This is a genomic window from Streptomyces sp. NPDC088762, from assembly GCF_044750905.1.
Lineage (GTDB): Bacteria > Actinomycetota > Actinomycetes > Streptomycetales > Streptomycetaceae > Streptomyces.
This window is the reverse complement of sequence record NZ_JBIVKT010000004.1, coordinates 544,738-553,952: the sequence shown is the minus strand read 5'-3', so window position 1 is coordinate 553,952 and position 9,215 is coordinate 544,738. Positions and strand designations below refer to the sequence as shown.

Annotated in this window: 14 protein-coding genes; 8 read left to right on the top strand and 6 right to left on the bottom strand. The window is 66.8% G+C overall.

Going from position 1 to position 9,215, the window contains the following annotated elements; genetic code table 11:
* Window positions 1-359 precede the first annotated feature (359 nt).
* Window positions 360-1,244, top strand: a complete 885-nt coding sequence (locus ACIP5M_RS14015; RefSeq protein WP_401196184.1) for a hypothetical protein — start codon at window positions 360-362, stop codon at window positions 1,242-1,244.
* Window positions 1,245-1,699: 455 nt separating this feature from the next.
* On the opposite strand, the gene ACIP5M_RS14010 is transcribed toward ACIP5M_RS14015, so the two are convergent.
* The 3 genes from ACIP5M_RS14010 to ACIP5M_RS14000 form a co-directional block, all read right to left on the bottom strand.
* Window positions 1,700-2,116, bottom strand: coding sequence for a hypothetical protein (locus tag ACIP5M_RS14010; protein WP_401196181.1), 417 nt, complete (start codon window positions 2,114-2,116; stop codon window positions 1,700-1,702).
* A 119-nt stretch (window positions 2,117-2,235) separates the two neighbouring features.
* Window positions 2,236-2,586: a hypothetical protein gene (locus tag ACIP5M_RS14005; RefSeq protein ID WP_401196180.1), complete on the bottom strand. Its 351-nt coding sequence runs from the start codon at window positions 2,584-2,586 to the stop codon at window positions 2,236-2,238.
* Between the two features lie 95 nt (window positions 2,587-2,681).
* Entirely contained in the window at window positions 2,682-2,891 is a 210-nt protein-coding gene (locus tag ACIP5M_RS14000; RefSeq protein WP_401196177.1) for a hypothetical protein, read from the bottom strand.
* A gap of 92 nt (window positions 2,892-2,983) precedes the next feature.
* On the opposite strand from ACIP5M_RS14000, the gene ACIP5M_RS13995 reads away from it, so the two are divergent.
* Window positions 2,984-3,319, top strand: coding sequence for a hypothetical protein (locus tag ACIP5M_RS13995; protein WP_401196176.1), 336 nt, complete (start codon window positions 2,984-2,986; stop codon window positions 3,317-3,319).
* Between the two features lie 87 nt (window positions 3,320-3,406).
* Here the strand turns inward: ACIP5M_RS13995 and ACIP5M_RS13990 are convergent, their stop codons facing one another.
* Window positions 3,407-3,595 (bottom strand): hypothetical protein, encoded by a 189-nt coding sequence (locus ACIP5M_RS13990; RefSeq protein ID WP_401196174.1) that lies wholly within the window; start codon window positions 3,593-3,595, stop codon window positions 3,407-3,409.
* Between the two features lie 279 nt (window positions 3,596-3,874).
* Here ACIP5M_RS13990 and ACIP5M_RS13985 point away from each other — a divergent pair, with 279 nt between their 5' ends.
* The 6 genes from ACIP5M_RS13985 (at window position 3,875) to ACIP5M_RS13960 (ending at window position 7,489) form a co-directional block, all read left to right on the top strand.
* Window positions 3,875-4,129 carry a hypothetical protein gene (locus ACIP5M_RS13985; RefSeq protein WP_401196171.1) on the top strand — a complete coding sequence of 85 codons (255 nt, stop codon included), beginning with the start codon at window positions 3,875-3,877 and terminating at the stop codon, window positions 4,127-4,129.
* Window positions 4,130-4,383: 254 nt separating this feature from the next.
* Entirely contained in the window at window positions 4,384-4,683 is a 300-nt protein-coding gene (locus tag ACIP5M_RS13980; RefSeq protein WP_401196169.1) for a hypothetical protein, read from the top strand.
* A 221-nt stretch (window positions 4,684-4,904) separates the two neighbouring features.
* On the top strand, window positions 4,905-5,336 hold the full coding sequence (locus ACIP5M_RS13975; protein ID WP_401196166.1) for a helix-turn-helix domain-containing protein: 432 nt from the start codon (window positions 4,905-4,907) through the stop codon (window positions 5,334-5,336).
* Window positions 5,333-5,620 carry a hypothetical protein gene (locus ACIP5M_RS13970; RefSeq protein ID WP_401196165.1) on the top strand — a complete coding sequence of 96 codons (288 nt, stop codon included), beginning with the start codon at window positions 5,333-5,335 and terminating at the stop codon, window positions 5,618-5,620. Before ACIP5M_RS13975 ends, ACIP5M_RS13970 begins: the two co-directional genes overlap by 4 nt.
* Window positions 5,621-5,838: 218 nt before the next feature.
* On the top strand, window positions 5,839-6,195 hold the full coding sequence (locus ACIP5M_RS13965; RefSeq protein ID WP_401196164.1) for a hypothetical protein: 357 nt from the start codon (window positions 5,839-5,841) through the stop codon (window positions 6,193-6,195).
* A 46-nt stretch (window positions 6,196-6,241) separates the two neighbouring features.
* The gene (locus ACIP5M_RS13960) at window positions 6,242-7,489 is read left to right on the top strand and encodes a fibronectin type III domain-containing protein (protein ID WP_401196163.1); all 1,248 of its coding nucleotides are present in this window, start codon (window positions 6,242-6,244) and stop codon (window positions 7,487-7,489) included.
* Window positions 7,490-7,549: 60 nt separating this feature from the next.
* Here the strand turns inward: ACIP5M_RS13960 and ACIP5M_RS13955 are convergent, their stop codons facing one another.
* Entirely contained in the window at window positions 7,550-7,840 is a 291-nt protein-coding gene (locus tag ACIP5M_RS13955) for a DUF6087 family protein (RefSeq protein ID WP_401196160.1), read from the bottom strand.
* Between the two features lie 117 nt (window positions 7,841-7,957).
* Entirely contained in the window at window positions 7,958-9,199 is a 1,242-nt protein-coding gene (locus ACIP5M_RS13950; RefSeq protein WP_401196158.1) for a tetratricopeptide repeat protein, read from the bottom strand.
* Between the last annotated feature and the right edge of the window lie 16 nt (window positions 9,200-9,215).

The window sequence follows — 9,215 nt, the reverse complement described above, 5'->3', positions numbered from 1 at the left end:
GCGATTTGTCCATTCCGGGCACCCGTCGGCCCAAGATCCGGACAACCACCCCTGAGGGCACGCCAGTTCGGTAAGGTACTGCTCAGTCCTGGTAATTGTGCTTACCGAGAGCGACAAAGAGGGGTGAAATGGACTCGCTGGAAATCATCGACGCAGAGCTGCTTCCGGCTACGGTCGGTGATCTGCTGCCGGGTCCGCGGTCGGGATATCCGGCCAGAACGCCCGAAGACTACCAGGTCAGTCCGGAAACGGTCGAAGCGCTCAGAAACTCCATCCCGGGTGAGACGCTGCGTAAGTACACGATGTGGCATGAAAAGGCCCGTACATGGTGCACCGCGGAAAACCGGACCCTGATGCCCATGACCAGCCAGACCCTCACCGAGTGGACACGGGTCCTGACCGAGACCATCTCCGAGCGCACCGGCGGCCCCTACGGCGCGTCCGCCCTCACGCAGGCCGTCTCGGCGATCCTCGCCCTTCACACCTGGGCCGACGTCCCGGACGACCTGCACCCCAACCCCAAGGCCGCCCGCCTTCTGATCAAGGCCCACAAGAAGCGCCAGGCCGACGCCGGCCGCCGCGTGAAGAAGTCCGCGACGCTCGACCTGGACGGATGCGCCGCCATGGTCCGGCAGTGCGACACCACCACCCTCGTAGGCCTGCGCAACCGGCTGATCGTCGTCTGGTCCGTCTGGGCCATGACCCGCCGATCCGAATTCGCGGACCGCGTCCTCCCCGACGCCGTCGTGGTCCCCACCAAGGGCATGCGCCTTTTCTTCGCCAGCAGCAAGACCGACCAGGCCGCCGAAGGCGAATGGGTCTCCATGCCCGCCCGCGATGACCTGCTCGACCCCGTCACCGCCTACGTCGAATACCGCGACGCCCTCGCCGCGGCCGGCATCACCACCGGCAAGATCCTGCGCCGCATCGACCGCTGGGGGACCATCGGCGACGAGCTGAGCGCCGAGTCCGTCAACGACATCATCCAGGCCCTCGCGGCCGCGGCAGGCGTCGCCTGGGACGACCAGGGCAACAAACTCACCGCCCACGGACTCCGGGCCACCGGCGCCACCCTCGCCGACGAAGCCGGAGCCTCCGACGCCGTCAAGCGCAAGCAGGGCCGCTGGTCCCCGCACTCCAAGGTCGCCGACGGCTACGTACGACACCGCGACGAGTGGGGCGGCAACGCCATGGCCAACGTCCCGGCCCTCCCGGCCCCCCGCGGCCCCATCCAGGAGGACTGACCAAGCCCCACGTCACAGGCGCGCCGTCCTCGCAGCCTTCGGGGACACCAAGCTCTCTGTGCAAATAGCCCCGAGACATTTAGAGCCGCACCCTAATTACTGTGAAGGGTGCGGCTTTCTCGCTCCTGGCGCATTTAGATTGGTGCTGCGGAAAAGCCACTGCCTCAGGAATTAATCGTGAGCCGCCGGCCGCCTGCCTGACTTTAGCTTCGCACGCTGCTGGTGGCTTCGCTGCTCTCGCTGGTGCTGGTGCTGGTGCTCGGCCGCGGTGCTGCCCTGTGTCTCTCTGTGTCTCTGTGGGTGTAATACCTCTAGAGGTCGCTTGTCGTGCGCCGAAAATTTAGCCATGCATTTTCTGGCCGTAGCGTTGGCGCCATATCTCCAATGGGCATGAAAAGCGTGTTTGCCGGCGGCAGCAAGAATCGGGACCTCAGCGCACGGCCATTTTCACGCCTTTAACGGCCCGGCCCGTCGTACGTTCCGTGCCGATCCTGGGATGCTTCGTCGATCTGTGCGGCGTACTTCTTGAGTTCCTCCACCTTCGCCTCGGCAGCCGCTTTGTCCCACCCACTGTCGTAGTCGCTGGCAGGGAAGCAGAATCCCGTGTCCTTGTAGAGGTCACCGAAGTCCGGCATCGTCGGGAAGGTCAGCGTTCCCCGCGGAGCTGTCACCGGCCCGCCGTTCCCCGTGGTTGCTGCCTGCTTGCTCTTGGCGCACTCGGCTTGGAATGCCTTGAGTTCGGACTGAGCCTTTGCCTTGTCCCATCCCTCGGCATGCGTGGGGGCGTGCTCGATGAGGGCGGACAGCTCCTCGATCCCCTGCTCGTGATTCTGGACAGCTTCGAGCCACGCGGGAGGCTTGTTGTTGGTCATAGCCGCCACTCCTACCGCGGCCGGTCGGCGTGTCTCCCGCAAGGACTCGATCGCGGGCGTGGCGAGTCAGGGTGTTGCCGGAGCAGGAGCGTGAACTCCTGCTGCCGCACAGGCCCGCGTCAGTCCCTCATGATTTCGAGTTCGTTCATGAACTCCTTGAGCTTCTTGACCTTCTCCTGGATGCGGTCCTTGTCCCAGTTCGGGCCGCCTCCGTGCTTGGGTGCAAACCATTCCTCTTCGACGGCGTCCAGGCTCTGGGGGAAGGTGAGGTGAACCATGGGGTCCGCGGACGTCCTGCGCTTGATCTTGGCCAACTGGGCTCCGAGGGCCTTCATGTCGGCCTGGACCTTCTCCTTGTCCCATCCATCCACGGACATCGGGGCGTCCTGGATGTAAGAGGAGAGATCCGCCAGCTCTGACTCGAACTTCTGGGCGGCCTCGGTAAATGCTTGGGGGTTCTGGTTCGCCATGGCTCCACTCCTACCGCGACCACTCGGCGTGTCTCCCGCAGGGACTCGATCGCGGGCGTGGCGTGGTGGACTGTTGCCAACCTAAGGCGCTGGCCTTACTGATCCCATGTCTCCGGTCCCCCGCCCATCCACCGGAACATCCCCGCGTCAGTGATGTCGATGCTGTCCCAGTCGGGCAGGCCGGCGCGGCGCAGAAACTCACGTAGGTCCATCTCGCTGTACGCCAGACCGAGGATGGTGGAGTCGACGTGTACGCGACGGCCGCCGTCGACGTCGGGCTCATGGATGACGATGCGCGGGTCCATGGAGCCAGCCTCACCGGGCAGCGCCGCGGGCGCATCTGGGGCGGGCCGGCGGTGACTAACACTTCGAAATTCATTGTTAGAGGCTTCGTCTCATGGCAGCTAACCAGAACCCCAAAGTCTTTATCAACACTCACCAGCGCGGTTTCCCGGCGCACTTGCATCTACCGCCGGGAGTTGATCCCTCACCCATCGTCGCAGAGTTCCCCGAGAACACATTCAGGTGGAACCCCATCGGCCATTACGCCGAATTCCCGGTGGACCTCAGCCAAACCGTCGTCGCCGTTTTGCACAAGCATTTCATGTACGTAGACATGCAATACGGACGCTCTGAAGCAGAGCCGGAAGCGACCACCACAGTGAAGCGCCCCGCCGAGGCCCGGCCCAGTACGTGGCGCCAGATGGGACCCCGCATTCCCGCGGCTGTCTGACATCACCCATAGACAACGTGCGGCCGCATCTCCTGTCAAGGCTGTGCGTAAGGAGGCCCCCGTGGCCATGGGGGGCCTCCTGCCTTTTCAGCGGTAGTAGTCCGCGCTGTTGTCGGCGGGCATGTTCTGCGCGGCCTGGAGCTGGCCCTCCGTCCCGCCGTTGCGGCTGCTGGGGCTGAATGAGCCCGCAGGGCGGTACCCAGTCTCCATGCCCTGCCCGAAAGGCGTGGACTTCCGAAACTGGGAGCCCAGCATGGCGGGGTGAATCTGCATCATGGACCGTTCCAAATCCGGGACGTTGACATACGAGCCCGGATTTCCTCCAGGAATCTCGGCCGGGTGCGGAGCGTGGAAATGCTCGCAATTGACGATGTGCTGCGGGTCTGTCGTCTCCCGGTAGGTGTTGCTCTTCTGGGCGTCAACCGTGGGGCTCAATCTCCAGCGCATTCGTACTCCTCGTGATAGAGGGAAGGGGTAGCCCCCAGTATCGCGCCGCGAATTCCTGGCCGAGAATGGTGAGGCAATGCAACTCAACCACGATTCAGGAGCCACATCATGTACGACTCCACCACCGACACATTCCGAATCAAGCCCACCGGCAACATTTCCATGGCAGCCCCGGCCAATATTTCCGCCCTGCGCCGTGACTCACATATGCGGGCCGTCATGCAGCACCGGAACACCACCCGCCGCATGCAGGGAGGCATGGCTGAGGCCATCGCCGAGCCCGACGCCGCGGCGGACTACTGGGCGCACGTCCGCTACGGCCACGCCCCGGACGTCACCGCCCGCTTCAGCGACGTGGTGTAGGCGTGAGGGGTACCTCGCTCTATCGGACAGGGCCGCAGCGCAGAGCGGCGATCCTCGCCCGGCTGGTGGCAGACCCCGCGCCCGCGGTGCAGGACCCCGCCCCGGCTGAGTACGAGGACACAAACCCCCTCCGCCGGGGCGGCCTACGCGGCGGGCAGCGGCGGGCCTTCGAACGGCTGCACCCCATGCCGCAGAAGGGTTGTTCCTGGAAAGGGCAGCTCCAGTTCTGGCAGCCGGGCCACGGGGCGGTACTCATGCGTCCCACGGCGATCGCCCAGAAACACAACGGGCGCCGGCTCTCTGCCGCTACTCGCACCGATCTCCTCGTCATCGACCACAACGAGCCGGACGGGTGGCTGCTCCTCACCGACGTGTGGGTGAGCGGGCAGTCCGTGGCCGAGGCCGTGCAGGAGTGGGAACCGGGCTGGTCGCCGGTGACCTTCCGCCGTTGGGGGCGGGGTGGCTGGCGGGCTGAGCGGACACCGGAAGCCGTTCCGGGGTGGCGGATCCTGGTCGCCGCGCTCGGCGAAACGCACACGCGAACCGCTGCATAGCGCAAACCAACGAGGGAGCTACTCCGTCAGTGACGAGCAGGACCCCGTTTTCCCCATATGGCTCAAGGTGTTACGGCGTCTCTGTCATTGTTTGCTCGATGCGCCGCAGGGTGGCATTTTTGCAGGCTGTTAATTGTCTGTTAACGGTCGAAACGGCGTGTTGATGCTGGATACGCCGAGTTTGTTAACAGTCGGAATCTCTCTCGCCGGATAGTTTCTACATGACGAAACGAGAACTCAACCCCGAGCGAGCGCAACGACTGCGGGCGGCACGTGAGGCCGCGGGTCTGACGCGTGCTGAAGTCTGCGAGACGACCGGCATTCCCGCTGGAACGCTGCGGGCCGCCGAAAATGGTGTTCGACTCCCCACCGCAACCAGCAAGCTCGTAGACCTCTACGGCATTGCGGACGACGAGCCCGTCACCGACTTCGCCAGCGACTACTTCGCCCGCCAGGAGCAGCAGCGCCAGCAGTACGAGCGTGAGGCCGCCTACCTCTCGGACCTGGAGCAGGACCCGGAGCGCGCGGAGCGGGAGGAGAAGCAGAAGCCGAAGGAAGCGCCGATCGGGTACATCCGGGCTGATCCCCCGCCACCGCCCCCTCCGCAGGAACCGCGGGGCCTGCTGTACCAGCGACTCATGATCCCGAGGTGACCATGAAGCTTTTCAACTTTCTGCGCCGGCCGCGGCAGGCCACTGCCGAGCAGATCACCGACCTCTCGACTCCTGAGGCCCGCGACGCGTACGCCGAGGCCCTGGCGGCGAAGGAAGCCGCGTTCCAGGCGGCGCGGTCGCTGGTGGACTTCTCCCGGCCGCCTACCCCTCCGGTCGTTCGTCGCCGCGGTGGCGGCGACCCTCCGCCGACGTTCGCCCTGACGCGGAAGGCGACGGCGCCCGAGCCGCCGCGGGCGTCGGGCCTGCCTGATCTGGTGGACTGACGATGCGACGTGCGCGAGGCACCAAGCGGCGCACCATGCTGCGGGGGCCGGAGTTCATCGACGCCGACCTCCCCGTAGAGGAACCGGAGCCGGAGCCCGTGCACGAGGCTGGGAGCCCCGCACGGGCGTCGGCTGAGCAAACCCTCGCTGAGCTGCCGCCGACCTGTCCCACGGTGCCGTACAACGCCGATGGACCGCCTCCGTGGATGGTGTCGCCGGTGCCAGTGTTCAACGGTGCGGGCGTTGCCGTCGCCTGGACCGACGAGCAGCCGCTGAAGGACTGGCGGGCCCGGCAGGGATTCGCGGCGTACGAGCTGCAACGCGAAGACGAGCGGGACCGGTTGCGCGAGGCGTCCGAGGGGCGCGAGGTACAGCCCTGGACCAGCTACGAGCAGTACAACCCCCTCGCCAAGACGAACGGCGTCGTCAACCACCTCCGCAACCGGCTCACCGTCCAGCAACGGGCACAGCGCGGATTCACCCTCCCCTGGAATCGCATCGCACCGCCGAAGAAGGCGGAAGAGGAGCTACCCGAGGCGCAGTGCTCATTCACCCCTATTGGCTGGTGGGAGTAACTCGCCGGCCCCGGATTTTCCCTACCCACCCGAAAGAGAGATCCCGATGACCTCCCCCACGTACGCGACCCTGGGTCAGCGCGTCACCCGCGACGACACACCCACCGACCCCGTCCCGATTCCCACCCCCACGTGGTACACCGCCAGCGCGGACGGCTTCACCGCCGAGCCGCCGCAATGCCAGATCCGCAAGGGTGACCCGATCCCGGGCGGGTACGTGGCCGAGCGGGAGTTCCAGCTCCGTTGGCACATGCTGACCCGCGCCATCCCCGTGACGCCCTTGCCTGGGGGCATGGGCAGCAAGGGCGTTGAAAGCCTTTGGGGTGTCCGCGGCTATCAGGTGTTCGTGGGTAGCCTCCCGATGCCTGCTGAGGGTCAGCCGGTACCGGCGCCCACCGTGCCCACCATCCCGTCACTGACGCTGACGACACCCGACCTGGAGACCGTGATCGGCGGCTACTGGATTCCGGCCCAGGCGCCGGCCCTGCCGACCTGGACGCCCATCGCACCCGCGACCGCGTACGCGATCCAGCTCCAGGCGATCGGGTTGGACGGGAACCTGGGCCCCAAGTCGGCTGTTCTCCAGATTCAGACCCCGAGCGCGCTGCCGCCGGTCGCCTACGGCCAGGCCGCGCCGCTCAAGACGCCGGGCATGCTGGAGTTTCAGCCCGGCAGCAGCGTGCCTTCACCGGCCTCAGGCAACCTCGGGATCTGGCATCTTCAGTTCAACGCGGTGCACGGGGCCGCCTCTTACCAGATTTACGGGAATTCAAATCCGCGGCCGGGCATGTCCGCGAGCAGCATCGGTCTTCTCGAAGGAGATCAACTCCTCGTCACCGTGCCGCAACCGGTGGGCGGCGTCGATTCCCAGGCGCCGGTGAAGTTCTCCGCCGACAACCCGTTCAAGGCCGGTGACCGTGTCGAGCTGAAGGTGCGCGCGGTACGTCCGGAGCAGCTGGGCGGGAATTCGTTCTCGGCGTTCGCCGGCTCGCTGATGACCGTCCTGCCGCGGACCTCGAAGCCCACCCAGCCGACGAGTCTTCGTCTGTCGGCCCCTGCAACCCAAACGTCTGTGCCGGTGCAGTGGAACGAGGGGACCGCGAATCCGCCGATTCGCCAATACCGGCTGTACGAGTCAGGGGTGTTCAAGATGGCTGTTCAGGCTCCAACCCTGACGGCGACAGTCCCGGGCTACACCGCGGGCCAGACCTACAGGCTCCAGGTGACCGCGGTGAACACCGAGGGCGAATCGAGCCCCAGCAGCACCTTGGAAGGCACTACGGCCCCGGCCTAGACATGCAGGTGCCCCGCTTCCCGGTCGGGTGCTGGGGGAGGGGCGTCGGTGTGTGCGGGGTCAGGACTGGGGCTTTCGGTGGCGACCGGGCTGCTTTTTCGGCGCGGGCTGTGCGGCCTGCTGCGGCTGCGGCACGGGATTGAGGATCTGGCAGGCCGCCGCGTAGTCCTCCACCACCGTCAGCGGCTGCCAGGCGAAGCCGTCCCATTCGAGGATCATCCGCGGGACGTCGGGGTCGAGGTGGACGGCGCGCTGCGGGCCAGCGCCGAGGGTGATGGCTTTCTTCTCGCCGGGCTTGCGCAGGCGGCCTTGGCGGCGTGCGGCCCACCGGTCGAGGGGTTCGTCGTTCATGGTGCTCCTCTGTCGAGCAAGGGCAGCACCCTACCGGCTCGGCCCGCGACGAAGCCCCCGTGCTCCTGGTGCTCGGAGAGGGGGCATCGTCATGAGCGGAGGAGGGCAGGCTGCGGCTCAGCGCGGGACCGGTGGGAGTTGGCTGACGGTACGCCGGGCCTCTTCGGGTGCGCGGAAGCCGAAGCTGACGAGGATGACGCGCTCCCCTACGCCGAGGGGGGTCCGGCCATGCGGGGTGAGCGCTCCGTCGAAGACGACGCAGTCTCCTGGTGCGAGATCGCATGCGCGGTAGCCGTCGGCGGTGATGAAGACGGTGCTGCTCGCCGTGGGGGCCGCGGTGGAGCGCTCGTGCTGGAGGCACAGGATCAGGTTGGCCTCGCCGAAGCCGAACTCGTCCACGTGGAAGTCGAGGAACTGCCCCTCCTCCAGGTATCCGATGTAGACGCCGGTGTGAGGCTGCTGGACCTCAAGGCCGGTGGAACGGGCGACGACCGAGGCCAGGTCGACCTCGCTGGCGAAGCGGTTGGTGGCGTCACCGACGGCGGCGTTCCACTTGCCGTTGTGCAGGTAGCCCTCGTCGGCCAGAGCCTTCTCCGCCTCCTCCGCCATCGCGGAGATCAGATCGACGGGAAACTGATCTTGCAGGTGCCGGGGTCGAAGGCGTTCGTGCTGGGTGAGCGTGTGCACCGCGTCTCGGATCACGGGGATGTCGTCGTTCCAACGGTGCGGGGTGTGGGTGGAGGTGTGGGACTGGAGCCATGAGGTCCACCTGCTGCTCCACTGACTCGGTTCCGCGGGGGCGGTGGTTGACGCGCCGGCGTCGGCCTGGGCGAGCAGCAGTTCAACGTGGTCGACGGCGGCCTGGGTGGACTCGATCAGCTCGGCGTCACCCTTGGCCTGCCGAAGGTGCAGCGCCTCCTGTAGGTGGGCGCGGGCCGGTACGAGGTGGCCCTGCTCCATGAGGTGCTTGGCGAAGTGCTGGAGTGCGAAGTCGAGCAGGTCGGGCTGCTGGGCGCGGGCGGTGTCCAGAGCGCTGCGGTAGAGCGTGTCCGCGGTCGATGCCTCCCCGGCGTAGCGGTACGCGTCCCCGAGGTTGAGCTGGGTGGCGATGACGGCGCGAGTGTTGCCGCTGGCCATGGCCAGGTCGAGCGCCTGCCGCAGGAACGCGCGGGCGCTCTGGTAGTCGCCCAGCGCGAGCGAGGCGATTCCGGTCCACCGGGCCAGTACCCGGCGCCTGGCGGCTTCCGTGGCCGGATCCCGGAGTTCCCCGCGGAGCCCGGCGGCGGCGGCCGTCAGCTCGTCCCGATCGATGGGGATCATGCGCAGGTTCTCGTCTTGGGTGATGAGGTGCTGGAGCACTCGCCCCTCCGATGGT